The sequence below is a fragment of the Brevibacterium sp. JSBI002 genome (genome assembly GCF_026013965.1).
Classification (GTDB): Bacteria; Actinomycetota; Actinomycetes; order Actinomycetales; family Brevibacteriaceae; genus Brevibacterium.
The window spans coordinates 267,388-293,661 of the sequence record NZ_CP110341.1; the positions used below are offsets into that span (position 1 = coordinate 267,388).

18 protein-coding genes and 1 pseudogene are annotated in these 26,274 nt (G+C 64.6%); 8 read left to right on the plus strand and 11 right to left on the minus strand.

The window, feature by feature from the left end; all coding sequences use genetic code 11:
- Positions 1-127: 127 nt before the first annotated feature.
- Positions 128-1,327 (plus strand): pyridoxal phosphate-dependent aminotransferase, encoded by a 1,200-nt coding sequence (locus LJ362_RS01195; RefSeq protein WP_264800355.1) that lies wholly within the window; start codon positions 128-130, stop codon positions 1,325-1,327.
- Between the two features lie 164 nt (positions 1,328-1,491).
- On the opposite strand, the gene LJ362_RS01200 is transcribed toward LJ362_RS01195, so the two are convergent.
- From LJ362_RS01200 to LJ362_RS01210, 3 genes are all read right to left on the minus strand, one after another.
- Positions 1,492-2,034 (minus strand): acyl-CoA thioesterase, encoded by a 543-nt coding sequence (locus tag LJ362_RS01200; protein ID WP_264800356.1) that lies wholly within the window; start codon positions 2,032-2,034, stop codon positions 1,492-1,494.
- Positions 2,035-2,203: 169 nt separating this feature from the next.
- Positions 2,204-3,124, minus strand: a complete 921-nt coding sequence (gene lgt, locus LJ362_RS01205; RefSeq protein WP_264800357.1) for a prolipoprotein diacylglyceryl transferase — start codon at positions 3,122-3,124, stop codon at positions 2,204-2,206.
- A 210-nt stretch (positions 3,125-3,334) separates the two neighbouring features.
- Positions 3,335-5,602: an HNH endonuclease signature motif containing protein gene (locus tag LJ362_RS01210; protein WP_264800358.1), complete on the minus strand. Its 2,268-nt coding sequence runs from the start codon at positions 5,600-5,602 to the stop codon at positions 3,335-3,337.
- 389 nt (positions 5,603-5,991) lie between these two features.
- On the opposite strand from LJ362_RS01210, the gene LJ362_RS01215 reads away from it, so the two are divergent.
- The 6 genes from LJ362_RS01215 to LJ362_RS01240 all read left to right on the plus strand — a co-directional run bounded on the left by LJ362_RS01215 (position 5,992) and on the right by LJ362_RS01240 (position 14,214).
- On the plus strand, positions 5,992-6,903 hold the full coding sequence (locus tag LJ362_RS01215) for a LysR family transcriptional regulator (RefSeq protein ID WP_101545950.1): 912 nt from the start codon (positions 5,992-5,994) through the stop codon (positions 6,901-6,903).
- 234 nt (positions 6,904-7,137) lie between these two features.
- Positions 7,138-8,442, plus strand: a complete 1,305-nt coding sequence (locus LJ362_RS01220; protein ID WP_264800359.1) for an MFS transporter — start codon at positions 7,138-7,140, stop codon at positions 8,440-8,442.
- 190 nt (positions 8,443-8,632) lie between these two features.
- Complete coding sequence (locus LJ362_RS01225; protein ID WP_264800360.1) at positions 8,633-9,940, plus strand: M20 family metallo-hydrolase; 1,308 nt, start codon at positions 8,633-8,635, stop codon at positions 9,938-9,940.
- Positions 9,937-11,484 (plus strand): amidase, encoded by a 1,548-nt coding sequence (locus LJ362_RS01230; RefSeq protein WP_264800361.1) that lies wholly within the window; start codon positions 9,937-9,939, stop codon positions 11,482-11,484. Before LJ362_RS01225 ends, LJ362_RS01230 begins: the two co-directional genes overlap by 4 nt.
- A 43-nt stretch (positions 11,485-11,527) precedes the next feature.
- Positions 11,528-12,862: an MFS transporter gene (locus LJ362_RS01235; RefSeq protein ID WP_264800362.1), complete on the plus strand. Its 1,335-nt coding sequence runs from the start codon at positions 11,528-11,530 to the stop codon at positions 12,860-12,862.
- Positions 12,859-14,214, plus strand: coding sequence for an amidase (locus tag LJ362_RS01240; protein ID WP_264800363.1), 1,356 nt, complete (start codon positions 12,859-12,861; stop codon positions 14,212-14,214). Before LJ362_RS01235 ends, LJ362_RS01240 begins: the two co-directional genes overlap by 4 nt.
- Positions 14,215-14,371: 157 nt before the next feature.
- On the opposite strand, the gene LJ362_RS01245 is transcribed toward LJ362_RS01240, so the two are convergent.
- The 7 genes and pseudogenes from LJ362_RS01245 to LJ362_RS01275 all read right to left on the minus strand — a co-directional run bounded on the left by LJ362_RS01245 (position 14,372) and on the right by LJ362_RS01275 (position 22,985).
- Complete coding sequence (locus tag LJ362_RS01245) at positions 14,372-15,829, minus strand: lipase family protein (RefSeq protein WP_264800364.1); 1,458 nt, start codon at positions 15,827-15,829, stop codon at positions 14,372-14,374.
- Positions 15,830-16,187: 358 nt separating this feature from the next.
- A complete protein-coding gene (locus LJ362_RS01250) occupies positions 16,188-17,618 on the minus strand; it encodes a purine-cytosine permease family protein (protein WP_264800365.1) in 1,431 nt (476 codons plus the stop codon).
- Between the two features lie 318 nt (positions 17,619-17,936).
- Positions 17,937-19,076, minus strand: coding sequence for an acyl-CoA dehydrogenase family protein (locus LJ362_RS01255; protein WP_264800366.1), 1,140 nt, complete (start codon positions 19,074-19,076; stop codon positions 17,937-17,939).
- Between the two features lie 93 nt (positions 19,077-19,169).
- The gene (locus LJ362_RS01260) at positions 19,170-20,366 is read right to left on the minus strand and encodes a CaiB/BaiF CoA transferase family protein (RefSeq protein ID WP_264800367.1); all 1,197 of its coding nucleotides are present in this window, start codon (positions 20,364-20,366) and stop codon (positions 19,170-19,172) included.
- A gap of 234 nt (positions 20,367-20,600) precedes the next feature.
- Positions 20,601-21,029 (minus strand): hypothetical protein, encoded by a 429-nt coding sequence (locus LJ362_RS01265; protein ID WP_264800368.1) that lies wholly within the window; start codon positions 21,027-21,029, stop codon positions 20,601-20,603.
- Positions 21,030-21,055: 26 nt separating this feature from the next.
- Positions 21,056-21,823: pseudogene (locus LJ362_RS01270) on the minus strand (acetyl-CoA C-acyltransferase); the annotation flags it as partial.
- A 268-nt stretch (positions 21,824-22,091) separates the two neighbouring features.
- Positions 22,092-22,985: a LysR family transcriptional regulator gene (locus tag LJ362_RS01275; RefSeq protein WP_264800369.1), complete on the minus strand. Its 894-nt coding sequence runs from the start codon at positions 22,983-22,985 to the stop codon at positions 22,092-22,094.
- 335 nt (positions 22,986-23,320) lie between these two features.
- Here LJ362_RS01275 and hutU point away from each other — a divergent pair, with 335 nt between their 5' ends.
- Entirely contained in the window at positions 23,321-25,042 is a 1,722-nt protein-coding gene (gene hutU / locus LJ362_RS01280) for a urocanate hydratase (protein ID WP_264800370.1), read from the plus strand.
- Between the two features lie 250 nt (positions 25,043-25,292).
- Here hutU and LJ362_RS01285 read toward each other — a convergent pair whose 3' ends face one another.
- The gene (locus LJ362_RS01285; protein ID WP_264800371.1) at positions 25,293-26,183 is read right to left on the minus strand and encodes an SDR family oxidoreductase; all 891 of its coding nucleotides are present in this window, start codon (positions 26,181-26,183) and stop codon (positions 25,293-25,295) included.
- Positions 26,184-26,274: the final 91 nt, after the last annotated feature.

Here is a 26,274-nt window from a genome sequence, read left to right on the forward strand (position 1 = left end):
TGAGTGAACCGGTGCGCACCGTGGTCCGGGGACGGTTTCGTCCTGCGTTGCGCAGCACGCATGGATACCTCAGCACCGATACCTCAGCACTGCCCCGAAGAGATGGACCCCGAAGAAGGAGTCGACGATGAAGACCGCTCGCCGTTTGGACAACCTCGGCACCGAGACCGCTTTCCGCGTGGCCCAGGCCGCCGCCGATTGGAAGGCGAAGGGCAACGAGGTCTTCCCGTTCCACCTCGGCGATCTCAATTTCCCGCTCGCTCCTCACATCGTCGAGGCGATGGAGCAGGCGATCCGCGACGGCAAGACCGGCTACTGCCCTGGGCCGGGGATTCCCGAACTGCGGGAGGCGCTCGCCGATGACATCGGCTCGCGGCGCGGAATGACGATCGACCCCGCCGAGGTGGTCGTGACCACCGGTGGCAAGCCCGTGATCACGAAATTCCTCCAAGCCGTGATGAACCCAGGTGAAGGCGTGCTCTACCCGAATCCGGGCTTCCCGATCTACGAATCCCAGATCGAATATCTGGGCGGTACGGCCCTGCCCTACCGATATGTTCCGACCTCCGACGGCTTTGCCATCGACCTCGACCACCTGCGGGCATCGATCGATGAGAACACGACGGCCATCATCTACAACGACCTGCAGAACCCGATCTCGGCAGAGTCCACCCCGGGCGAGCGTGAGGCCATCGCCGCGATTGCGCAGGAATTCGACCTGTGGGTGCTCTCAGACGAGGCGTACTTCGAGATGCGCTATCGCGGGAAGTCCCAGTCGATCGCCGCGCTGCCGGGCATGCGGGAGCGCACCGTCATCCTCTACACCTTCTCGAAGAAGTACGCGATGACAGGGTCGCGGCTCGGCTGCGCGGTGGCGCCGAAGGAGGTCGCCGAGGCGATCTCGCTGATGAACACCAACGACGAATCGTGCACGAACCAGTACGTGCAGTGGGCAGGGATCGCTGCCCTGCGCGGACCGCAGGGGCCGGTGGGGCAGATGTTGGAGGTGCTGCGCAAACGGCGCGATGCCACCTGTCGACTCATCAATGAGATCCCCGGCATGAGTGTGGCGACACCGGGCTCGACGTTCTACGTCTTCCCCGATGTCACCGAGGCGATGGAGTCGAAGGGGATCGCGACTCTGGCGGACTTCTCCACCGAGGCGCTGCATGCCACGGGTGTCTCGTTCTGCACCCGCGAGCACTTCGGCTCACCGCAGCCCGGGGAGGACCGGTCCTATATCCGACTGGCCTATTCGGGTATTGATGAAACCGCGATCACTCGCGGCCTGGGCCGTCTTAAGGAGTGGATCGAAGCGGGGCGGTAGTCCGTTTTGCGGGGTTGGTCGCAGTGGTGTCGAGCTGCGGCGCCGTGCCGACCGCGGCGCCGTCGCGACCACGGCTCTGCCCGGGCCGCGGCGCCGTGCCGAGCGCAACTCAACGCGGACCACGGTGCAGTGCCGATTACAGCTCGGTCCAGACGACAGCTCTGTTATGTCCAGCTGCTCCAGGCGGGCCGGCGGGTGCTCGGCAGCGCGTTGTCACGGCGCCAATCGTGGATCCAGTCGGGCAGTTCGGGTTCGTTCTCCGGCATCCCGAAGGCCTCGATGAGGGCGTCCCTGGTGAGCGGCCGGTCATCGGAGATCAGGCGAGTGGCGACATAGGCTCGGGCGAAGATCTCGCCGTCGACGACCATGCGCTGTTCGAAGAACACGGTGCGCTCGTCGATTCCGCAGACCTTGGTCTCGAGGTTGTAGCGCTGCCAGAGTTTCAGCGATTTGCGGAAGCTGATGGTCTCGGCGCTGACGACGCCGGTCCATCCGCGCTCACGCATCGCCTGCCATGCTCCGCTGCGCACCATCATGTCGAGTCGTCCCAGGTCCATGATCGAGAGGTACTTGCCATTGTTGAGATGCATGAATATGTCGATCTCGCCCAGGTGGACGCGCATGGGGAGGGAGTAGGTGTCCCAGATGTCGCGCGCGGATCGTCGGTGGGACCTCAGCAGGTGCAGGATCATGCGGAAGAAGTGCATGCAATCCATGTTACTTGACAGTAGTTTGTTGGGTGAGCATAACCCTGCCAAGTGAATGGGACTCTGAATGACAAACGTGGAGACTGGCAAACGTGGACCCGAAGGCGGATGCGGTCCCGGAAGGGCGCGCATCCACGGATCGGGGGAGCCGCCTCGGTGAGGGTGTGTGTCAGTCTTTCGCGGGTTCGGGTTCGCGTCCGGGGATGAACGGTGATTCTTCGGGCTCGGGGTGGCGCTTCCACTGGATGAGCATGATCGCCACGCCGAGAGCGACGGCGCCGATCGCGCCCCACACGTTGGTGCGCAGGCCGAGGATGACGAAGCTCGGATCGAGGCGGATGGACTCCCAGACGATGCGGCCGGCGCCGTACCACATGAGGTAGACGGCGAAGAGGCGCCCCCACTGGAAGAAGACCTTGCGGCCGAGGTAGAGCAGGACGAGAGCGCCGAGGCTGTTCCAGATGACCTCGTAGAGGAACGTTGGATGGAAGAGGGTGCCAGGGGGAGTGCCCAGCGGGATTGCTGGGTTGCCGGGATCGATCTCGAGGCCCCAGGGCAGGGTGGTGGGCAGGCCGAAGAGCTCCTGGTTGAACCAGTTGCCGAATCGTCCGCAGGCCTGAGCGAGGATGAGACCCGGTGCCAGGGCGTCGAGCAGAGTGGTGAGTTTGAGGCCGAGGCGGCGGCACATGATCCATGCACCCAGCGTGCCGCCGATGAGGGAACCGAAGATCGCGATGCCGCCCTCCCAGATCGCCCAAACCGAGCCGGGTTCGAACGGGTTCCACGGGTTGCGGCCGGGGCCGAAGTAGTCGGTGTAGTGCGTGATGACGTGGTAGATGCGGGCGAAGACGATGGCCATCGGCACGGCCAGCGTTGCGATGTCGAGTACCTGCCAGTCCTCGACGCCGCGCTTGGTCAGTCGACGGTTCGTCAGCACGATGGCGATGATGATGCCGACGAGGATGCACAGCGCATAGAAGTGGATCGTCAGCGGTCCGAGTTGGAAGCTCGAGATGGATGGGCTGGGGATTGCCGCCGAGATGTCGTGCGGAATCGCGGACGCGCTGGAGGTGACTGGGCCGAGGTGCATGGGGCCAGTCTATTTGCACCCGTCTGAGAATCCCTTATGCAGCGGCTGGTCTGTGACCGGCGAGGACCGTTTTCGGACCGAACGCTGTACCGCCTGCGCTCTGACCAGCGCGTAAGCACGAGTCCGGTGGGGTGAAGGCAGCCGCGCCAAGGCCACTCGCGCTCACTTCAGAATGGAGGCACAGCGGCGCCATTGAATGGCCATGCGCCGCTACGTTCCGAAGAGGCCGTCGATGATGTCGTCTGTGATGAATCGTGAGTGTAGGATCGGGACGCGAGCAGGGTCGGTGCTTTCGGGCGGTCGCCATGCCGGCCGTCCGTCGCCGAGCATGAAGACTTCCCAGTCGGAGCGGTCCATCAAGTGGTGGTGGAAGGAGCACAGCAGGCACATGTTGTTGATGTCGGTCTTGCCGCCCAGGGCGTGCGGCACAACATGGTTCACGTCGCACCACCCCGCCGGTGCGTCGCAACCGGGGAACACGCATCCGCGATCCCTGGCGGTGACGATTGCGGTCTGCTTCTTGTTTGCGAAGCGCTGTTCCGTGCAGACTTCCACCGTGCGAGCCTTTTCGTCCATCAGGTGGAAGAAGACGGTGCCTTCGAGGCCGCGCCGAGCGACGTCGCCCATCGGGAAGCGGTCGCCGGAGCCTGTGGTGGCTTCGCCGATGCCGTTGGCAATGTCGGACGCTTTTGCTGTGACGACCAGGGCGTAAGGCGAACCTTTGGCGGCTTCCTTCATGCTGATGCGCGAAATGAGAGTGGCGAAACGTTCGTAGATCCAGGCCTTCGCACTGGGCTGCTCGCTCATGAGATCGACGGCCGAACCATTGGCGCGGACCCCGTGACCGGCAGGAACGGCACGGTTGGCAGCGGGATCCGCGGATTCGGCTTTGTTGTCTCCGGTGGCCTCGATGACAGCCCATGGAGGTGCATCGAAACGATCTCCGGTAAGGACGGCATCGAGAGGTTCGAACCGTTGCTCGTCGAAGGTCTGGCCGAGGCCGCCACTAGCGGGAGTCTGGTCTGGCCCGGCGTTTGGGGCGAGTGAGGGAGCGTCTTCGCGCTCGCCTTCGTCCGCCTCGGAGTCGGTGGGTTCTGCGATTGTCGATGTGGTGCCTTTCGCGGATTGGATCCGCGAGGTCAGCAGTCCGTGCAGTTCGGATCCCGCCACAGGATCGAGCACACCCTCCAGTCTCCAGTCTCCATTGCGCTTGGGCCGGGCAGTGATGAAGTAGGCGGAACGATCGCTGGGGTCGAGCGGCTCGGCACCATCGGGGTCGATGAGAGCGAGCATCCGACGGAAGATGTCGCGGAGCTCGCTCACAGTCACCGATTTCGCGTACTTCACGAGGTCGGTCTCCACACGGGACTTCGTCTCGTGGTCCACCCACGCGGGCAGTGCCTTGAGGCAGTCTTCGATGACGGTGAGGTGCTCCGCGGGTAGGGTGCCGAGGTGGAGCTGCTCGGCGACGAGCGGGTGTTCGGGCTCAAGGGGTTGTCCGTCGAGTGCGACTCGTCCGCCGAGATTCTCTGCGAGCCTTGCCCGGCGGTTCGCTTCTCGCCCTGAGAGGTTGAGGCGTTCCTGGATGAGCGCCTTGGTCGACTTGGCACCACTGTCCTTAGGCGTGCCGACGCGTTCGTAGACGGCCAGTGCCAGGGTGGACAGAGATTCACTGAGTCGACGCAGCGCCTCGGCCCCATCGATGACCTGCAGGGCCTCGTTCGGTCCCATCGGCCGGTCGAATGCACGAAGACCTCCGACCAGTCCGGTCAGGGAGGCGATCGAGTCGGTGATTTCGGGAGCGCTCGCAAGCAGGTCGTTCCAGGCGGCGTCGGTGAGGATCGGGTGCAGCGAGGTTGGTCGTTGAGGATCAGTTCCAGCCTCAGGCTCAGCGGCGACAGAGGCGCTTGTGTTGGCCGGGCTGGCAGGATCAGCGGAGGCGGGCTGCGTGGTTGAGCTGATCTGCTCGGTTGTTTCGAACAATGAGGTCGGGTCTGCATGTGCGGTCGAGTCAGTCTTGGCGTTCGGATCGAGCCCTGTGGATTTCGCCGGATCGACGGTATCTCTCGAATTATCTCTGCTGGAGGTCGTGACGGTTTTGCTTGGTTGTCCTGCATCGAGAGCCGACGTGTCTTCGTCCATTTGTTCGTCGTCGGCTATCGGCGCATTGTCAATGGCTGCGTCATCGTCGGTCGAAACTGGGTCAAGGGCCTCGAACACCTCGGCGAAGTGGTGGCCGCTGAGGTCGAGCCCGGCCGCCTTTAGCTGTTCGGCCAGTGTTGCGGGGTCCGATGTTTCTTCGGGTTGTGCTTGCGCGGTGTCCTCGGGTGCGTGGGCATTCTGAGAAGAGGTGCCCACGAGGTCTGCCGGTGTGATGTTCGTCGGCGGTCTTCTGCTCGCCCCACCGCGCGAGTCAGCGGCGGCGCGGCGGTCGCGCTTTCCTGACTTGCGTCGCTTGCGGTCGGGGGTGAAGGTCATCGCTGTTGAGTTCCGTTCGTCATTGAAGGTCTCTTAGCTCAATTATAGGCAGTCAGAGAATAGAAGACAATAGAATCTTCGAAAAAGATTCGACTGGAAATCACATGCTGAATTTGAAGGACGCTTTTGAGTGGTTTATTGGGAGTTCGATCAGTTTCAGGGCACTTTACTCGTCGGCATGGACTCGGGATCGGTGACGACTGAAGTGTCGGGAGAATTCTCGGAACTGGATCCGACCCGGTAGAAGTGGATGGTCTGTGCGATGCCTGCCGTCTGGGAAGGGTTGCAGCCTGCCGTCTGGGAACGGTCGGTCGGTAGTGCTCGAACAGAACCGCCTCGGCGCGGTTGGATCTGCACGCGGATGGCTGCGAGTGAGATGATGGTGAGCTATGGCCCTTGATTTCACCCTGGTGCAGCTGCGCTATTTCCAGGAGGTCGCCAGGCGGGAGAACATGACCGAGGCGGCGAAGCAGCTCAACGTCACCCAGTCGGCGATCTCGACGGCGATGGCGCAGCTTGAGCGGACCATCGGCCTCGACCTTTTCATCCGACAGCGCAATCGTTCGGTGGTGCTCTCGCCTGCCGGGAAGCGATTCCTCTCAGAGGTCACACCTTTCCTCGAAGCCTCCGACAACCTCGGCGAGACTGCGTTGGGCCTCTCACGTCGTCTCAGTGGAGACCTCACGGTCGGAGTCTTCTCGCCGATCGCGCCCACCCGCCTGCCGCTCATCCACAGCGAATTCGAGAAGCGCTACCCGGATGTTCGGATCAACTACCTCGAGGCGAACCTTCAGGAGCTGCAAGCCGCTGTCATCGCCGGCGACTGCGATCTCGCACTGACTTACACGCTGGGAATGACCGATCGCTTCGATCGCTTCCTCATCGACGTCGTGAAGCCGCACGTCCTCGTCTCACTCGATCACCACCTCGGCGGGGGTGGGAAACGGCCGCGACCAATCCACCTGCGAGAGCTCGCAGATGAAAACTACATCCAACTGGATCTGCCGTTCAGCACTCAATACTACGACGAGCTCTTCCGGATCGCCGGCGTCGAGCCGATCGTGCGGCACACCTTTGCTGGCTACGAAACCGTGCGGTCGTTCGTGGCGATGGGGCACGGGTACTCGCTGCTGAGCCAGAGCGTGTCCTCGGGGACGTACATCGGATCGAAGACGGTGGACGTTCCGCTGCTCGACGACTTCCCGAGCATCGACCTTGCCATCGTCTGGCCGAAAGAGCTGAGGCTGAGCAAGCGTGCGCGAGCCTTCTGCGAGCTGACCTTGGAGATCCTCGGGACCTAGGCGGCTGAAGCGGACAGAAGGACCCGAACCGCGGGCCGAGGACTGCGCTGGTGCTGGGGAAGGCGGTCGGTGGGGAAGCGGTCCGCCGCCGAGGTCAGGGGCTTACGCGGAGAGGTGCCACCTCGGCCTCTCATCGATTTTCCTCATGACCAGTTTCAAAAGTATCTGTTGGACTAATGTGTTGTGGATCGCAAAGATGGTGGAAATCATCCCCGCGCCCTAAGGAGATCCCGGATGTCCATCACAGCCCCGACCGAGCAGCGAACCACGTCGACGAAGATGCAGCGGAAGGTGCTCCTGGGCGGCAGCATCGGCCAGTTCGTCGAGTTCTACGACTTCACGTTGTACGGTCTATCGGCGGTGATCCTGTCCGAGTACTTCTTTCCCGACGGCGACCGGATCACAGGTCTGCTCGTCATCTTCGCGACTTTCGGAGTCGCCTTCGTCATGCGGCCCCTCGGCGGCTTGTTCTTCGGTGCTCTCGGTGACAAGGTCGGCCGCCGCAAGACTCTGACCATCACGATCTTCCTGGTCGGTGTGTGCACGGCACTCATCGGAATCCTGCCTGGCTACGCTCAGATCGGCTGGCTCGCCCCGACCCTGCTCATCCTCGCCCGCCTCGGGCAGGGATTCTCGGCCGGCGGCGAATCCGTGGGCGGACCGTCCTTCGTCTACGAACACGCTCCCGTGGCCAAACGCGGACTGTGGATCAACATCACCTTGGCTGCGACCGCACTCCCGTCGGTCTTCGCCGGAGGCCTCATTCTGCTGCTGTCGACCGTGATGAGCGACGCGTCCTTCGACTCTTGGGGCTGGCGTGTTCCGTTCCTTCTCGCCCTGCCGCTCTCAGCCGTCGGGCTGTGGATCCGAGCGAAGACCGACGAATCTGAGCTGTTCAAGAAGACCGCCGCCGAACGCCCCAAGGAATTCAGCCCGATTCGTGACTCGTTCCGCGAGAACTGGGTCGGCATGCTCCAGGTCTTCTTCGTCCTCGGCGTCACCGCGCTCGGCTTCTACATGCTCTCGGCGTACTTCGTCACCTACATCCAGACCACCGGCGACCTCAGCCGGGAGCAGTCCCTACTGACGAACGCGATCGCCATGGCCAGCTACACGATCTTCCTGCCCATTGCCGGCCACCTCGGTGATCGATTCGGTCGCCGTCCCATGCTCATCGCGGGATCGATTCTGCTCGCAGTCACCTCGGTGCCGGCATTCGGGCTCGTGACCAGTGGGCACATGGGGCTGGCATTCCTCGGGCAGACGATCTTCGTCCTCGCGCTGTGCTGCTACGGCGGCGGCTGCTACACCTTCTTCTGTGAACGCTTCTCGACGAAGACGCGCTTCACCTCGGCCGCCATCAGCTACAACATCTCCTACGCAGCACTCGGCGGCACTGCGCCGTTCGTCGGCACCTGGCTCGTCGACATCACTGGCGTCAACACCGCGCCCGGCTACTACATGGCGACTGTCGCGGCCGTGTGCCTCGTGCTCATCTTCGTCACCCGACTGCCCGAGACCCGCGGACGGCTGGGGTGAGCACGGGTGAGCCTGCATCGACATCGAGTTTCGTCCACTTTCACATCACATTCTGTACAGATCATCGGGATGAAAAGCGATGAACTGAACGAAAAGCGATGTGCGGGCCCGCCCGTGCCCTCAACCGCCCTCAACCGCGCCCCAGACCTTTGCAAACCACATCCCACCCTCATGAGAGAAGCGATCAGCAATGAACCAACAGGCACGCCCAACCTCCGACGCGGCCTTCCTCACCGATTTCCACTTCGTCGCCACCATCGGCGCGACCGTCAACAACGGCGTCGACCGGCAGGCGCTGACGCAGGAGGACAAGCAGACGCGTGACTGGATGCGCGGCTGGGCGACGGACAAGGGCTTCGACGTGCGTGTGGATGCGATCGGCAACATGTTCGCGTGCCTCGAGTTCGTTCCCGATGCCCCGTACGTCCTCATCGGCTCGCACCTCGATTCGCAGCCGCTCGGTGGTCGCTTCGACGGCGCCTACGGAGTCATCGCCGCGCTCTTCGCAGCCCTGCGGGTCAAAGAGGAACTCGCCGAATCCGGCCTGAAACCGAGCTACAACCTCGCCGTCGTCAACTGGTTCAACGAGGAAGGTGGCCGTTTCGCCCCATCGATCATGGGCAGTTCCGTCTACGCCGGACTCTTCGACCTCGACGAGATGCTCGCCGTCGCCGACCTCGAAGGCACGACCGTCGCCGAAGCGCTGGCCGCCATCGGCTATGCAGGCACCGACACACCGCCCGAGGCGATCACCTACGCCGAGATCCACATCGAGCAGGGCCGCATCCTCGAACGCGAAGCTACGGACATCGGCGTTGTCGAATCCAGCTGGTATACGCAGAAGCTCGACATCGACGTCCTCGGCGAACAGTCCCACACCGGTGCGACCGCCATGGCCGATCGCCACGATGCGCTGGTCGCCGCGGCCAAAGTCGTCCTCGCCGTCGCCGAGGTGGTCGACGAATTCGAAGAGGAAGCCCTCGTGTCCTCGGTCGGCCAGCACATCGTCGAACCGAATTCGCCGATCGTCGTTCCCCGCCGCGTCCACATGGTCGCCGACCTCCGCTCCTCCGATCCGGCCATCGTTCAGGCTGCCCGCGACTCGCTGAGGACGCAGATCGCCGAGATCGCCCGCGCCCACGACATCACCATCAACGTCGAGGATTTCGACATCCGCGACAAGCGCCACTTCCCGACCGAGGGCGTCGAACTCGCCGAGAAAGCCATTGCCAACGAAGGTCTGAGCATCCGCCGGCTGGAGACGATGGCCGGTCACGATTCCGTGGCGATGAATCACCGCGTGCCCGCCGTGATGATGTTCGTGCCCAGCGTCGACGGCGTCTCCCACTGCGAACGCGAATTCACCACCGACGACGACATGCTCCGCGGCGTCCGCGTCCTCACCTCGGTGGCCGGCGAGCTCGTCCGCGGTGAGCTCGCCGATGTCCGTGACGGTGCCGTCTGGGTCGGTTCCTCCGTCGCCGAGGTGCGCGCATGAGCCCTGCCACCCCGCACCCCAGCACAACGACCGCCACCACCGAACCCTGGACCCTGTCCGCCAGCGAGGCGCTCGCCGCCTTCCGGTCCAAGGACCTGTCCCCGGTCGATTACCTCAAGTCGTTCATCGGCCGCATCACGACCGAAGATGAGCGCATCAACGCGGTCACGGAGGTCGTCGAGGAGGCGGTCACCTCGGCGCGGGAGGCCGAGGATTTCTACGCGAACGCCACCGACGATGCCGTCGCCGAGGCGGCCGCCGCCCGCCCGCTGCTCGGACTTCCCGTGATCGCCAAGGAGAAGCACGCGCTCGCCGGCCGCGGCCTCACCCAAGGGCTGCTCCACGAACGCGACACCGTCGCCGACCATGACGCCGCGATCATCGCCCGCATCCGCGCCGCCGGCGGATTCGTCCACGCCCGGGTGACCTCTCCGGAGTTCAGCTGCGCGACGATCACGCACTCCCCGATGTGGGGCGTGACCCGCAACCCGTGGAACCCCGACCTCTCGCCGGGCGGATCCTCCGGCGGATCCGGTGCTGCGCTGGCCGCCGGTTTCGCACCCTTGGCCACGGCCTCGGACATCGCCGGATCCACGAGGCTGCCCGCCGCCTTCACCGGCACCGTCGGGTACAAGGCGCCCTACGGGCGGATCCCCGGAGCTCAGCCTCTGGCCGCGGACTGGTACCGCGGGGACGGGCCGATGGCCCGCACCGTCGCCGATGCCGCCCTGCTCGCGAAGGTCATGGTCGGCGTCGATCCGAGCGATCACGCGACCACCACCTCGCCCGGATTCCTCGACGATTTCAACCCCGCCGAGGCGACCGACCGACTCCGCGGACGCAGGGTTGCGCTGTGCGTGAGGTTGGGGGACTTCCCCGTCGGGAAGGACATCGAGGCGAATACCCGCACGGTCGCCTCGGCGCTGGAATCGGCCGGAGCACACGTCGAGGAGATCGAACTGCCGTGGACGGCCGAGCGAATCTTCGAGACCGCGTTCACCCACTTCGGGCACCTGTTGGCACCCGCCATGCGGAAGGCCACACGCGGCCACCAGGACACCTTGGCCCAGTACACGGTACGGTTTATGGCCGACGCCGAGACGGTCGCCGCTCGCCGTTCCTTCTTCGCGGGACTCGAAATGGAATCCCAAATTCAGGCCGAGCTGGCGTCGGCGATGGACGGTTTCGATGTGCTCTTGGCGCCCACCTCGGCGGTGGCGGGATTGGAGGCCGACGCCAGCTACCTCGATGGGATCACGATCGGCGTCGACGGCGTCGGACGTGAAGATGCCAGGTCAGGTGGTGAGAGCGGGAATGACGGCGGGGACGGCGTGCGCCTCGACCACTATTGGCAGGCGCACATGACGATGCCGTTCAACATCTGCAACCGGGTGCCGATAGTCAACGTTCCCTCCGGAATGGCCGACTGCGGCATCCCCACCGGCGTCCAGGTCATCGCTCGCCCGTACGATGACACCCGCGCCTTCGACATCGCCGCGGCGATCGAAGCGATGCGTCCGTGGTCCGGTCTCGCGCCACAGTGAGAACCCGACTTCGGAACCCCTGAAACAGCAAGAAGGACCCACAATGACGTCTGATCCACAATCGGTTCGCCCCGACGACCCCGTCGGAACCACCACACATTCAGCCGATCCGAGCAGCACCAACCCGGGCAAGGTCGCCTTCGCGAGCTTCATCGGGACAACCGTCGAATGGTACGACTACTTCCTCTTCGGCACCGCTGCAGTGCTCGTGCTCAACGAGCAGTTCTTCCCCTCTCTCGACCCCGTCGCTGGCCAGCTGGCCTCACTGTCGACCTTCGCAGTCGCCTTCGTCGCTCGCCCTCTGGGCGGCGTGATCTTCGGCCACTTCGGCGACCGGCTCAGCCGCAAATCGATGCTCGTGCTGTCCCTGCTCATGATGGGTATAGCAACCTTCCTCATCGGCCTTCTGCCCGGCTATGACACGATCGGCGTGGCTGCTCCAGTCCTCCTCGTGCTGCTGCGCGTGGTCCAAGGCTTCGGCGTCGGCGGTGAATGGGGCGGGGCTGTGCTGATGGCGGTCGAACACGCTCCACCGCACAAGAAAGCGTTCTACGGTGCGTGGCCACAGGCCGGAGTGCCTGCCGGCTCCGTGCTCTCGAGCCTCGTGTTCTTCCTCGTCCAGCTCATGCCCGACGAGAAGTTCATGTCGTGGGGCTGGCGGATCCCCTTCCTCATCTCCGCCGTCCTTGTCCTCATCGGACTGTTCATCCGCCTGCGCCTGACTGAATCCCCGGAACTCAATGAGGTCAAGGAAGAGAAGAAGGTCGCGAGCCTGCCCTTCTTCGAACTGTTCAAGACCTCGAAGAAGTCCCTGCTCATCGGCATCTTCTGCCTCGTCGGCTCGAACACCCTGTTCTATATCGCCAGCGTCTACCTCCTCTCCTATGCTCCAGAGGCGACTGCACTGACTCGCGGTGAGGTGCTGCTGGCCATCGCGATCGGTGCCTCCTTCGACGTCATTGCCATCCCGCTCGTGGCGATCTTCGCCGACCGTCATGGGAAACGCACGATGATGCTCGTCGGCAGCCTAGTCACGGCTGTCGCTGCGCTGCCGATCTTCTGGGCGATGAACACCGGAACCTTCCTCGGCGCAGTGTTGGCGATGATCATCGCCTTCCCGATTGCACATTCGATCGTCTACGCGACCTCCTCGGGCTTCATCTCCGGGCTCTTCGACCCTGAAGTCCGCTACACCGGTGCTTCGATCTCCTATCAGGTGGGCGGTCTGATCTCTTCCGCCCCAGCTCCGATGATTTCCGTTCTCCTCTTCACGACATTCGACTCGTGGGTGCCCGTCGCGCTCTATCTCGCTGCGGCTAACCTGTTGGCAGGGATCTTCGTCCTCTTCGATACGAGGAACAAGGCGCTGAGCCAGTGAGCAGGAGCAGACACACGATGGACGGGCAATCGCAGCCGACGACGGGACAGGCGCATCGGATGGACGAGCACACCCTTGCCGAGGTGGCGCGTGCCGGAACGCAGTTCAACGCGGTCACAGCGATGACCGATGAGCGCGCGAATGCCCTTACCGCCGAGTCGATGAAGCGCGCGGATTCCGGGCAGCCGCCTCGGCGACTGGAGGGGATTCCCTTCGCCATCAAGGACGTCATCGACGTCGCCGGATACCCGACGACGATGGGATCGAAAGCGTCCCTCGCCGAGGCGGCAGCCACCTCGGCGCCGACCGTGACCGTGCTGGAAGAGGCCGGGGCGATCCCGGTGGCGAAGACGAACTGCCAGGAGTACTCCTATGGAATCCTCGGCGACGAATCCGCCTTCGGCCGCGTGATCAACCCCGTCGATCCCGCACTGTGCACCGCCGGATCGAGCTCCGGATCGGCCGCGCTCGTCGCCGCCAACGCGGTGCCTTTGGCCTTGGGCACGGACACGGCCGGGTCCGTGCGCGTGCCCGCGGCCTGCCAGGGTGTGTTCGGGTTCAAACCGACCTTCGGCGTCGTGCCCGTCGACGGAGTCTTCCCGCTGTCGCCTGCCTTCGACACCGTCGGCCTGTTCGCCTCGGACCTCGGCGTGCTGACCACGGCCTTCGATGTGATCGCGGGCGACGAGTCCGGCGAGGTACCTGACCTGAATGCGGCGATCGGCCTCATCGGCAGCGGCGAACGGACGATCGATGTCAGCCTCTTCGGCGACGACGATAGCCGGGCGAGAGACCTGCTCATGACGGTCCCGGAGCTCACGATCACCTCGGCGAATGGCCCGACCCTGGGCGAACTCCTCGACGACCTTGCGCCGATCTACGACTTCATCCGTCTCTATGAGGCTTACGAAGTCCACAAGGACCTCTTCGCCGAGCACGCCGCGGACTACCAACCGGGCGTGGCCAAGAAGATCGAGGCCGGCCGGGACCTCAGCGAGGCCGAATACCGGAAGCAGTTGGACGCGCTCGCCGAACTGCGGGAGCGGTCGCTGTCGGTCTTCGGCGCCGCCGATTTCCTGCTCACTCCAGCCCTCGACGGGCCGGTGGTCCGCTGGGATGAAATCGACTCCGGATCGGCGGCGAAGTTCATGCGCTATTCGATGCCGTTCAACGTGCTCGGCTGGCCGGCGTTGACGATCCCGCTGCCCGGGGCCGGCGTCGGAAACGGAGCTGGCGTCGGAAACGGAAACGGCGTTGAAACTGGAGCCAGCTCAGGACCGCGGGCGGTGCAGCTGGTCGGTCGCCCGGGTGGTGACCGCGACCTGCTCGCCTTCGCCTCGCGGCTGGGGTGAACGCAATTCAGATACCGCCGAGGCGGCCCTCCCATTTCGGGAGGGCCGCCTCGTGTGCATGGGCTTCCCAACGGTGCGGGCCGCCGCGGCGAGGATGGGCCACGTCGTTCGGATGCGTGATCCGATCAGGGAGGGCTGTCTCGGTGAGGGTGGGAGGTCACAGCCTCCAGCAGCTGTCGAGCGGAGCCTTGCCCGCGAAGGTGCGACTGGTGAAGGTCTCGATGCGGGGCAGGGCTGCGACGTAGCCGCCTAAGTGAGTGGGCCCGAGATTGTCTTCGAAGGCCACCTTGTGACCGGCTCGGCACCAGGTCGACGCGAGCTCCTTGCCCTGATCGAACGAGATGACGTCGTCGAGGCGGCTGTGGTTGACCAGCAGCGGAATATCAGGCACTTCGGCCTTACCCAACCGCTGCCGGTCAACGATGTCCGTGAAGTGCTCGTCGATGACCTCAGGGAACGACTCGCCGTTCTTCGTCAGCGACTTCCCATCCGTGAAGGCAGTCGAGAGCAGGGCTTGGACGGTGCACTTGTCCGCTGTTTCGGCGACCACCTTCTGCCCCTTCTCGTTGAGGAATTCTGACAGATCGATGTCAGCCTGATCGGCGAACCCGACGACGCCGTAGAGTGCGAATGCCGTATAGACGCTCGAGAGACCGGAGACGGTCTTGTACAGGTCGGTCGGCACGGCACCGGCCGAGGTGGAGACGACGTTGAGCTCGGGAGCCCATTCCTTCTGTAGCTCCAGAGCTGCCGTCGTGGCGTGGCCGCCCTGTGAGTATCCGCGCAGCTGGAGCTGGGTGTCCGCGTCGATCTCGCTGCCGTCGAGCTGCTGAACGGCGCGTGCCGCGTCGAGGACGGAGCGCCCCTCTTCGACACGGTTGACGTAGTGGTGGGTGCCTTCGGTGCCGAGGCCCATGTAGTCGACGACGACAACCGGATGCTTTGCGGCGAGGGCCGATGCGACGGAGATGCCTTCGTATTCGGTGCCCATGCCCATCTGGCGGCTCGGAGCGCACTTGTCGGCGATGCCCTGGGTGCCCGGCGCGATGACGACGGCATCCTCAGCGTGGCCGCTCGCGCCGTTCGGGGTGAGCAGAGTGGCGGTCGCGGCTCGGGCCTGTCCCTTCTCATCGGTGGTCTTGTACATGAAGACCGTCGACTTCGCGTCATGCTTGATGAGCTTCACCGGATCGAGGTAGAACTCGGATTCGGCCTGCTTGACCACTGCGCCGTCCTCGCTCGGCAGTGAGTCCGGGGTCTGATAGAAGTTCCCGGGGACCCCCGATGCCGGAAGCTCCTCCTGCGCGGCGGCGTATTCGACATCGGCCGTGGTGATCTCATCGGACTCTTCGACGGCCTTCTGCGCCTGTTCGACGCTGACGCCTTCGGGGACGGAGCCGCGGTCGAGTGTGCTCGGACCCTCTGCCGCACGGTCGTCGAGGAACTGTTCGGCTTCGGCATCGGTCTGCGGAACGAGTTCGGTGGCCTTGGCCGGCGCGGTGGTCGTGCACAAAGTGAGTGCGAGGCCGACGACAGCTGCGGCGCTCAGGGCCTGCAGGCGACGACGGGAACCGTGTGAGGAGGTGGTCGGCAGTGCTGTGGTTGGCGTGCTCATAGGCGTGGTCCTGTTCTGCCATGTCTCTCGGCATTGAGAAGGTGCGGGACAGTGGTGTCGGTGCAGACCGCAGCGGTGTACACCGTGACGGTGAGAACAGTGTCACGACGGGGTGCAGTCGGCCAGAGTGTTCACCGTTGGACGCCCTGATTCTGACGGGCACCACACACATTACTTGATAGTAGAACTGAGTGGTAGTTAAGTGGCAGATTGGGTCTGTTGCCTGGTGGAGAGACACGACAACGGCCGCCGGTCGGCAGCGAAGCACGCTGCCGGCCGACGGCCGTTGACTAAACGAAGCCACCTCGCACAGGTCAGCTGCCAGGGAAGGGCGGTGCCGCCTCGGTGAGGGTGGGGCTCACTTGCGCTCGAGTTCCTCGAGGCTGGGGTAGATCGTCTCCTTCGGGGCGACTCCGTGGTTGCGGATGAGCACGAAGTAGAGGACGAAGGTGACGACGATGCCGACGAGCCACGAGATGTCCGCGCCGCCGAGCTTCGCGACCAGCGGGCCGGTGTAGAACGACTGCGCGAGGAACGGGATCTGGATGATCACGCCGACGCCGTAGGCGACGAGTGCCCGCCAATTCCATGCGCCGTAGCGGCCGGCCCGGTCGTAGAAGGCGGGGATGTCGAAGCGGTCCTTCGAGATCAGGTAGTAGTCGGTGAGGTTGATGACGCTCCATGGGGTGAAGACCATGAGCAGGGCGAGGACGAAGTTCTTGAAGTTCGCGAGGAAGTCCGCCGAGGCCAGCAGGGCCACGAGCACGGTGAGGGTGACGATGCCGATGACGAAGACCGCGCGCGTCCAGCGGCGGATGGTCGCCTTGTTGCCGAAGGAGGTGAGGATCGTCAGCGTGCACATGAACGCTCCGTAGGCGTTGAGCGTGTTGACGGTGAGCTTGCCCAGCAGGATGACGACGAAGATGAGGAGCGCGAAGACGCCGCCGCCGACGATGTCCCCGACATAGGCGACCTGGTTCTCGACGAATTCGTTGCCGGACTCCGTCATGGCGGCGGCTCCGATGAGTGCGCCGAGGGTCATCGACCACTGCGATCCGATGACCGATCCGCCGAAGGTGAACCAGAAGGTCTTCGATGACGGGGTCGATCGCGGTAGATACCGCGAATAGTCGGCGACGTAGGGGCCGTAGGTCAGCTGCCAGCCCACGGACAGGGCGATCGCGGAGAGGAAGGCGGGGAAGGCGAACGACGATCCCGAGATCAGTCCGGGAACGTCGACCTGCGTGATCACGCAGTAGGTGATGAAGAGGAATCCGAGCAGACCCGTCACCGAGGAGATCCGACCGAGCACATGGATGTACTTGTATCCCAGCAGGGCCACCAGGGCGGTGAGCGCGCCGAAGATGACGATGCCGATCCACGGAGTCTGCACGCCGATGATCAGATTGACTGCCTGGCCGGACAGGACCGCGCCGGTCGAGGCGAAGCCGATGTACATGAGCACGACGAGAACGAGCGGGATGATCGCACCGATGATGCCGAACTGAGCCCGCGAGGAGATCATCTGTGGCAGTCCCAGCTGCGGACCCTGCGCCGAGTGCAGCGCCATGACGATTCCGCCGATGATGTTGCCGATGAGCAGGCCGATGATCGCCCAGAGTGCGTCAGCGCCGAAGACGACGGCCAAGGCCCCGTCGACGATCGCGGTGATCTGAGTGTTGGCGCCGAACCACAGGGTGAACTGGGAACGTGGCGTTCCGTGACGCTCGGCGTCAGGCACCATCTCGATGGATCGCTTCTCGATCCCCGAATTGGTCGTACTCGCCATGTTTCTCTCCTTTGAACTGATGGATCTGGTTCAGTGTGGCACCGCCGGTTCGCATCCCACGAGATCCGAGTCACAGGTTTCGTCCGAGATATCGGAAAATCTCGCCGAGGCGGCCCTCGCCTCCCGTGGGATCGACGAGTTCCGGACGATGCGTGCGGGTTTTCGCCTCCAAGTTCCGCACAGATCGACCGGAACTTGGACGACGTGCACTCAAGCGACGTGCACTCAGGCGACGTGCCGATCGTAGACCTGGACAAGTTTCGGTGCTGTTTCGCGCTCGGCCTCTCGGACACCGGCGCCTGTGTTCCGTGCCGGCAGCTACTTCGCCAGGGAGCGGGCGATGATCGTGCGTTGGATCTCCGAGGAGCCTTCGTAGATGCGGTAGATCCGGGCATCGCGCACGTAGCGTTCCAGCGGGAAGTCCCGGGTGAAGCCGTAACCGCCGTGGATCTGCAGGGCTTCATCGGCGATGAAGGCGGCCGCCTCGGAGGCGGCGAGTTTCGCTGTGGCCGAGGAGCGGGTGAAATCGACCCCTGAATCGCGCTGTTCGGCGGCGTCCATCGTCAGCAGCCACGCTGATCGGTACTTCGTGTACATGTCCGCGAGCTTGAACGCGATGCCCTGCAAGCGGCCAAGCGGTTTCCCGCTGATCTTGCGCTCGCCCGCCCAATCCACGGCGGCGTCGAGGGCGGCCTTGCCGATTCCCAGGCTCATCGCCGCGACCTCGATGCGACCACGGTCGAGCACGCGCATTGCCGTCGTGAAGCCTTCGCCTGCGTTCCCGATGAGGGCGTCCTCGGGAACGACGGTGTCGATGACGAACTCGTAGACCGGACTTCCCCGCAGACCCATCGTCTTCTCCGGGGGATTGAAGTCCAACCCCGCCGAGGCGTCCGCGGTGTCGACGATGAATGCGCTGATTCCCTTGTGGCCGGCATCGACGTCGGTCTTCGCGTAGACGACGATGAAGTCCGCGAAGCCGGCGTTGGTGATGAAGCACTTCGTGCCCTTGAGATGCCAACCACCGTCGACCCGTGTGGCCTTCGTCGACATCTCCGCCGGGTTCGAACCGGCACCCGGCTCGGTGAGCCCGAAAGCGCCGATGACCTCGCCGGCAGCGGCACGTGGCAGCCACGCTTCGCGTTGGGCATCGGTGCCGCCGAGGAGGATCGAGTCGGTGGCGAGGAACTGCGCGGTGACGATCGACGCGGTCGATGCGCACGCCTCGGTGATGGCGGCGACCATCTGGCTCATCGCCACCGAACCGACGCCGGGCCCGCCGAATTCATCGGGCAGGTTGAGCCCCATGACCCCCACCTCGGCGAGGGTCTTCAAGGTTTCGTCGGAGACGCGTTCGTTCGCGTCGGCGGAGGCCGCCTGCGGGGCGAGGACGTCCTTGCTGATCTGGGCGACGGCGTCGACGAGTTCCTGTTCGTCGGCGGAGATTTCGAAGGCCATGAGTGCTCCTTGGAGGTAAGGTGATCGTGAGGTGAAGAGGATGTGCGTGGAGGGAGGCGTCCGCGGGAGGAGCCGAATCCTTCGGCCCGCGGCTCAGTTCGCCGACTCGGTCGGTTCGGCCGAGTCCGTCGAATCCGTTGGGTCCGATGGCTTCGTCCGCCCCGCCTCGGCGAAGTCTGCATTGTGCTCGCCGAGGCGGGGCGCCGGAAGCGCGGACGCCGGGCGGGTGCCGTCGACGAGGAGCGGGTGGCCGAGGAAGGCGTGTCCGGACCGGGGATCGGTGGCAGTGAGATCGCGATCGGAGCCGATGGGGCCGGTGACCGCCTCGGCGAAATCGAGGACGGGGGAGTTCGGGATTCCGGCGGCATCGAAGATCTCGCACAGCTCGGTCACGATGCGCCCGGTGGTGAATTCTTCGATCTCGATGCGCAGCGCGTCGTCGTTGTCCGACCGATGCGCGTCGGTGGCGAAGCGCGGATCGGTGGCCAGCTCCGGCTTGCCGAGGGTGGCGGCCAGGGTGGCGAAGAGTCGGTCGTTGGCCACGGCGATGACGAGGAGTCCGTCGGCGGCGCGATAGGTGTCGAACGGTGCCGAAACGGGGTGGCGGTTGCCGACCCGGGTGGGGGCGGATCCGGCGGAGTGGAGGGAAGCGTTCGTCGGCTGCATGGCGAGCATGACGTCGAGCATCGGAATGTCGATATGGGCGCCTTCGCCGGTCGTCTGGCGGTGGAAGAGCGCCGAGGAGATGCCGAAGGCGGCGAAGACTCCGGCGGAGACGTCGGCGATGGATTCGCCGACTCGGGTGGGGGACCCGTCGGGGAAGCCGGTCGAGGCCATGAGCCCGCTCAGGGCTTGAATGACGGTGTCGTAGGCGGGGCGTTTTGCTTGGGCGCCGTGCTGTCCGAAGCCGGAGATCGACGCGTAGACGATATCGGGCTTGACGGCCTTGAGGTCCTCATAGGACAGGCCGAGCTTCGCGGCGACTCCGGGGCGGAAGTTCTCGACGACGACATCGCAGCTCGTGATGAGATCGAGCAGGCGAGCGTGGTCTTCCGGGTCCTTGAGATCGGCCTCGATCGAGCGCTTTCCGCGGTTGAGTCCGGTGAAGTAAGTCGACCCGGATTCAGTGAAGGGTCCGAGATGTCGGGAATCGTCCCCGTGGCCGGGCATCTCGATCTTGATGACCTCGGCGCCCTGGTCGGCGAGCATCGCCGTGGCGTAGGGACCGGCGAGGACTCGGGAGAAATCGGCGACCCGAACCCCGGTCAGCAGCTGCTTCGTTGCGTTCATGATCCTCATCTTCGGCGCTGACCTGGGCTAAGACAACGGGGTCTCCGCGGATTTCGTCCGAGGTGTCGGACGGACGGGTACGCAGTCTGGGCTGGGCTGGAGTCGCGACGGTCTCGGTCGCCGGAGTCGAGGAGAGTTCCGGCCGTTCCGTGCGGGAAATGGGTGTTTGTTCCCGCACGGAACGTCCGGAACTCAGTTCTGCCTTGAAAAGATCAGGCTCAGGAGGGGTGAGTCTCAGGCGACGCGTTCGAAGACTGCGGCCATTCCCTGACCGCCGCCGATGCACATGGTCTCGACTCCGTAGCGCGATTCGCGGCGATCCATCTCCCGCAGCAAGGTGGCGAGGATGCGCCCACCGGTCGCGCCGACCGGGTGGCCCAGTGAGATGCCCGAGCCGTTGACGTTGAGACGCTCGGCGAAGTCGGATTCGGACAGTTTCCATTCGGTCGTGCAGGCGAGCACCTGCGCCGCGAATGCCTCGTTGAGTTCGATGAGGTCGATATCGCCGAGTTCGAGACCTGCGCGCTGCAGTGCCTTCGCGGTCGCGGGGACCGGACCGATGCCCATCGTCTTCGGCGGCACTCCGGCCACCGCCCAGCTGCGCATGCGGGCGAAGACCCGCAGCCCGAGCTCGGCGCCTTGGCCGCGGTGGTGACGATGCACAGAGCGGCGCCGTCGTTCTGGCCCGAGGCGTTGCCCGCGGTCACCGTGGCCTCATCGTCGGACTTCCCGAGCATCGGCTTGAGCTTCGCGAGCTTCTCGACCGTCGATCCGGAGCGGATGTGCTCGTCGGTCGTGATGACCTGTTCGGGGGTCTTCCTGGTGGCCGGCAGCGTGATCGGCACGATCTCCTCGGCGAACTTCCCCTCTTCCGTCGCAGAGGCGGCCCGACGATGCGATTCCACGGCGTAGGCGTCCTGGTCCTCCCGCGAGATCTTGTACTCCCGACGCAGGTTCTCCGCGGTTTCGATCATTCCGCCGGGCACCGGATAATCCTTGCCGCCGGCGGTGAGGCGGCCGCGGACGAGACCGTCCTTGAGTTCGATGTTGCCGCCCTTGACGCCCCACCGGATCTCCTCGTTGAAGAACGGTGCGCGGCTCATCGACTCGACACCGCCGGCAACGACGAGGTCGGCGAAGCCAGCTGAGATCATCGCGTGAGCGTCGGCGATCGCCTGCAGGCCGGAGCCGCAGCGACGGTCGACCTGTCGGCCGGGAACGGTGATCGGCAGTCCCGCATTGAGGGCGACGACGCGGCCGATCGCCGGAGTCTCCATGTGCGGATAGCAGTTGCCGAGGACGACATCCTCAATGGCCTCGCCCGGCAGGTTGGTCTTCTCCAGCAGAGCTGTGAGGACCTGTCGGCCGAGCTCCTCATGCGGAACGTTCTTGAACTGTCCGCCGAATCCGCCCACGGGGGAGCGGAGAGGTTCGCAGATGACGATGTCTTCGGACACAGAGTCTCCCTTTGGGTTGTGATCGAGCCGTCCTGCCGCGGCGGTGAGGCATCGATCCCTTCGGCATCACTGCCGATGCTGATATCAATACATTCTGATTTATGAACATATCCGAATAGATCTCGAGAGACAAGAGGTCGTCTCAATGAATGGGTATCCGGACACGCATCAGATGGTCGGCGGACGCGTGCGCGGCGAACGATGGTGGGCTCGGTCGCGTGGGCGACGGACGTGGAGGTTTTCCGAACGGCGGTGAAGCCGGCCGAGCTCAGCGGACTGTCGGCAGGACCGCCTCGGCGACATCGAGGACCGTGCTCAGGGCTGCGTCCTGTTGGTCGAGGCGGTATGCGAGGTGAAGCTGGGTAGCTTCGTTCGGGAGGTCGAGCGGCACCGCGGTGATCCGCGAGTCGTAGCCGGCGGCGACGGAGTCGAACGTGATCGTCACACCCATTCCGGCGGCCACGAGCGCAGAGATCGACTGCGAATCGGGGGCCTCCTGGACCGTGCGCGGGCTGAACCCGGCATCGAGGCATAGGCGCATGGCGGTCTCGCGCAGGTTCGAATTCGGGCGCGCGGGCAGAAGGACGAAAGGCTCGTCGGCGAGCTCTGCGACGTCGATCTTCTTCCGATTCGCCAGGTGATGTGAACTCGGCAGGGCGACACATGGGCGCTCGATCGCCACTGGGCGACCCGCGATGAGCGGAGGCCGCCGGCGCCAACGGACAAGGGCGAGATCGAGCGTGCCGTCCATGATCCGCTCGAGACCCTCGTCGGCATAGACGGTCGACTCGAGGTGGAAGGTGATTCCCGGACTGCGTTCGTGTGAGGCGGCCACGAGGGTGGCTGCCAAGTCGCGGGAAGACGGGTGCGAATACCCGAAGCGAACCCGGCCGACCTCGCCGCTGGAGGAGCGGTGGACGGATTCGATCGCGGCCTGCTGGGTCGCGAGCATGTGTTTGGCCGGTTCGAGCAGGGCCTCGCCTGCGGAGGAGAGGCTGACCGAGCGGGTTGTGCGCTGGAACAGTGAGGCGCCGAGTTCGGTCTCGAGGGAGCGGATGGTGCGGCTCAGCGGAGGCTGGGCCATGCCGAGGCGTTCGGCAGCGCGGCCGAAGTGGAGTTCCTCGGCGACGGCGACGAAGGCGCGGATCTGCTGCAGCTCCAACGTTTCTCCATTCGGTTCGCTCTGGTCGGTTCTCGGTGTGGGTGGATCATTATCATTGCACGATTCGGCAATAATGCCAGGTGTGTTTACCGAAGCGCGGGCTGCTCTTCGTGGGGTGGATTGGATCTGTTCCCGGGCTGCGAGTTTCTGCCGTCAATTTCAGTCCGTCCGAAATGTCGGACGGAACTTGATGCGGGCCACTTCCGCATTCTGCTCCAGTCGTCAGAATGGATGGTGTAGTCAGAGCCGACAGCGCAGGGGAGCCCACACCTCGGCGCGACCGCGAAGCGGCAGCCAAGCATCCGCCTCGTCGGACACAGCGACAAGGAGAACCCATGACCACCAAGCCGTCATTCACCCAGCACGACCCGTCCCGCGTCATCCGCGCCGATCGCGGGACCGAGATCACCGCGAAGTCGTGGCAGACCGAAGCCCCCAAGCGCATGCTCATGAACAACCTCGACCCCGAGGTTGCCGAGCGTCCCGAAGACCTCGTCGTCTACGGCGGCACCGGTCGCGCCGCCCGCTCATGGGAAGCATATGACGCAATCGTGCGCACCCTCGACGACCTCGAGGACGACGAGACCCTGCTCATCCAGTCGGGCAAGCCCGTCGGTGTCATGCGCACCCACGAATGGGCCCCGCGCGTGCTCATTGCCAACTCTAATCTCGTCGGAGACTGGGCCAACTGGGAGCACTTCCGCGAGCTCGAAGCCGAAGGCCTCATGATGTACGGTCAGATGACCGCCGGGTCCTGGATCTACATCGCCACCCAGGGCATCCTCCAGGGCACCTACGAGACCTTCGGCGCCATCGCCCGCAAGCGCTTCGACGGCACCCTCGCCGGAACCCTGACCATCACCGCCGGCTGCGGCGGAATGGGCGGAGCCCAGCCGCTGTCGGTGACCCTCAACGGCGGCGCCTGCCTCATCATCGACGTCGACAAGACCCGCCTCGATCGCCGCAAGGGCAAGCGCTACCTCGACGAGGTCGAAACCGACCTCGACACCGCACTGGCCAAGGTCATCGAAGCGAAGAAGAACAAGCAGGCCCTGTCCGTCGGACTCGTCGGCAACGCCGCCGAGATCCTCCCGCTCATCCTCGACCGCCCTGAGGCAGCCGAAGTCGACATCGTCACCGACCAGACCTCGGCCCACGACCCGCTGTCCTACCTGCCGGTGGGCGTGAGCGTCGACGACTGGCACGAAGAGGCCGAGCAGGATGCTGAGAAGTTCACCATCCGCGCCGAAGAATCCATGGCCAAGCACGTGAAGGCCATGGTCGAATTCCAGGACCGCGGCGCCGAGGTCTTCGACTACGGCAACTCGATTCGCGACGAAGCCCGCAAGGCCGGCTACGACCGTGCCTTCGAATTCCCCGGCTTCGTCCCCGCCTACATCCGCCCCCTCTTCTGCGAAGGCCTCGGGCCCTTCCGGTGGGTGGCTCTGTCCGGCGACCCGAAGGACATCGAGGTCACCGACCAGGCCCTCAAGGAACTCTTCCCTGAGAACGAGCACCTCCACACCTGGCTCGACGCCGCTAACGAATACGTCGAGTTCGAAGGACTGCCGGCACGCATCTGCTGGCTCGGCTACAAGGAACGCCACCAGGCCGGCCTGCTGTTCAACCAGCTCGTCGCCGAAGGCAAGATCTCGGCCCCGATCGTCATCGGCCGTGACCACCTCGACTCCGGTTCCGTCGCCAGCCCCTATCGCGAAACCGAATCGATGCTCGACGGCACGGACGCCGTGGCCGACTGGCCGCTGCTCAACGCTCTTGTGAACACCTCCTCGGGCGCGACTTGGGTATCGATCCACCACGGCGGCGGAGTCGGCATCGGCCGTTCCATCCATGCCGGGCAGGTCTCCGTAGCCGACGGCACAGAGCTGGCCGCTCAGAAACTGGCACGCTTGCTCACGAACGACCCGGGCATGGGCGTCATCCGCCACGTCGACGCCGGTTACGAGCGCGCCTCCGAGGTGGCCGAGGAGCGCGGTCAGCGCGTGCCGATGATCCCCGAGCTCGACAAGCGCGACGAGGAATCCGCCGCACAGTAAGCAGTCTGCGGCGCAGCTGCGTACACGGGCGCGGTCGCGGCTGAAGCGGGCACTTTGGTACACGCTGTTCTGAATTGCTCACGTTCCTCGGTGGGCATTTCAGAACAGGGTGTACCAAAAGAGCAAACTGCCGTGTGGCTGCTGAATAGCTCGAAAAAAGTCGAGCAGCACAGTTTTGAAACAGTGCTGCTCGACTTTTTGTGTGCCGCGGGGAATTGTCGACCGCGAGTAATCGGCTGCGCCGCGAACCCTACTCGTCGAGGAAGAGGTCGAGCTCGAGGTCGTTGGGCCCGTGACCGACGGAACCGGACTTCGACGCATCATGGGCGTAAGCCGAGAGGTCCGTGACACCTTGAGCCGCCAACACCTCGTCGTCGATGAAGAAATTGCCGGTGACCTCGCGGGGGCCGCTGGTAAGGATCACCCATGCCGCCCCGGCCATGATCTCGGGCTTGCGGCTGCGCGCCATGAGCTGTTCGCCGCCGAGGAGGTTGTTCACAGCGGCCGTCGCGATCGTCGTCCGTGGCCACAGGCTGTTCGCCGCGACTCCGGCCTCGCGCTGCTCCTCGGCCAGCCCGAGCGTGACCAGCGACATCCCGTACTTCGCCATCGTGTAACCCAGGTGCCTGCCCGCCCATGCCGGATTGAGATTGAGCGGCGGGGAGAGCGTGAGCACATGCGCGGCGTCCGAGGCTCGGAGGTGCGGCAGAGCCGTTTTGGCCAGAAGGTAGGAGCCACGTGCGTTGATCGAGTTCATGAGATCGAACTTCTTCATCGGCAGGTCCTCGACTGGGGAGAGGTCGATGGCGCTGGCATTGTTGACGACGATGTCGATGCCCCCGAAGGTCTCAACGGTCTTCGCGACCGCTTCGGCGACGGATTCGTCGCTGCGGACGTCACCGATGATCGGCAGGGCCTTGCCGCCGGCCGCCTCGATCTGCTCGGCCGCGGTGTAGACCGTGCCCTCGAGCTTCGGGTGCGGTTCCGCGGTCTTCGCCAGCAGCGCGACGTTCGCCCCGTCCTGGGCTGCGCGCAGAGCGATCGCCAGTCCGATTCCACGGCTGCCGCCGCTCATGATGATCGTCCGTCCGGCCAGCGATCGGGTGGAATCTCCCTCGCCGAGGTGGCTGTCAGTGGTCATCGTTCGTCTCCTTCATCCGTAGTCCGATGATCGTATCCGTGTGTTCGGTGCTCGGGTCCGTGTGTCCGCGATCCGTTGATCAGGATGGATA

Excerpts from the sequence above, each read along its gene's own strand:
- LJ362_RS01220 (WP_264800359.1), top strand. The coding sequence starts at position 7,138 with ATGTCCATCACAGCCCCGACCGAGCAGCGAACCACGTCGACGAAGATG.
- LJ362_RS01195 (WP_264800355.1), top strand. The coding sequence starts at position 128 with ATGAAGACCGCTCGCCGTTTGGACAACCTCGGCACCGAGACCGCTTTC.
- LJ362_RS01255 (WP_264800366.1), bottom strand. The coding sequence starts at position 19,076 with ATGGCCTTCGAAATCTCCGCCGACGAACAGGAACTCGTCGACGCCGTC.
- LJ362_RS01260 (WP_264800367.1), bottom strand. The coding sequence starts at position 20,366 with ATGAACGCAACGAAGCAGCTGCTGACCGGGGTTCGGGTCGCCGATTTC.
- LJ362_RS01225 (WP_264800360.1), top strand. The coding sequence starts at position 8,633 with ATGAACCAACAGGCACGCCCAACCTCCGACGCGGCCTTCCTCACCGAT.
- lgt (WP_264800357.1), bottom strand. The coding sequence starts at position 3,124 with ATGCACCTCGGCCCAGTCACCTCCAGCGCGTCCGCGATTCCGCACGAC.
- LJ362_RS01200 (WP_264800356.1), bottom strand. The coding sequence starts at position 2,034 with ATGCACTTCTTCCGCATGATCCTGCACCTGCTGAGGTCCCACCGACGA.
- LJ362_RS01245 (WP_264800364.1), bottom strand. The coding sequence starts at position 15,829 with ATGAGCACGCCAACCACAGCACTGCCGACCACCTCCTCACACGGTTCC.
- LJ362_RS01250 (WP_264800365.1), bottom strand. The coding sequence starts at position 17,618 with ATGGCGAGTACGACCAATTCGGGGATCGAGAAGCGATCCATCGAGATG.
- LJ362_RS01285 (WP_264800371.1), bottom strand. The coding sequence starts at position 26,183 with ATGACCACTGACAGCCACCTCGGCGAGGGAGATTCCACCCGATCGCTG.
- LJ362_RS01210 (WP_264800358.1), bottom strand. The coding sequence starts at position 5,602 with ATGACCTTCACCCCCGACCGCAAGCGACGCAAGTCAGGAAAGCGCGAC.
- LJ362_RS01235 (WP_264800362.1), top strand. The coding sequence starts at position 11,528 with ATGACGTCTGATCCACAATCGGTTCGCCCCGACGACCCCGTCGGAACC.
- LJ362_RS01230 (WP_264800361.1), top strand. The coding sequence starts at position 9,937 with ATGAGCCCTGCCACCCCGCACCCCAGCACAACGACCGCCACCACCGAA.
- hutU (WP_264800370.1), top strand. The coding sequence starts at position 23,321 with ATGACCACCAAGCCGTCATTCACCCAGCACGACCCGTCCCGCGTCATC.
- LJ362_RS01215 (WP_101545950.1), top strand. The coding sequence starts at position 5,992 with ATGGCCCTTGATTTCACCCTGGTGCAGCTGCGCTATTTCCAGGAGGTC.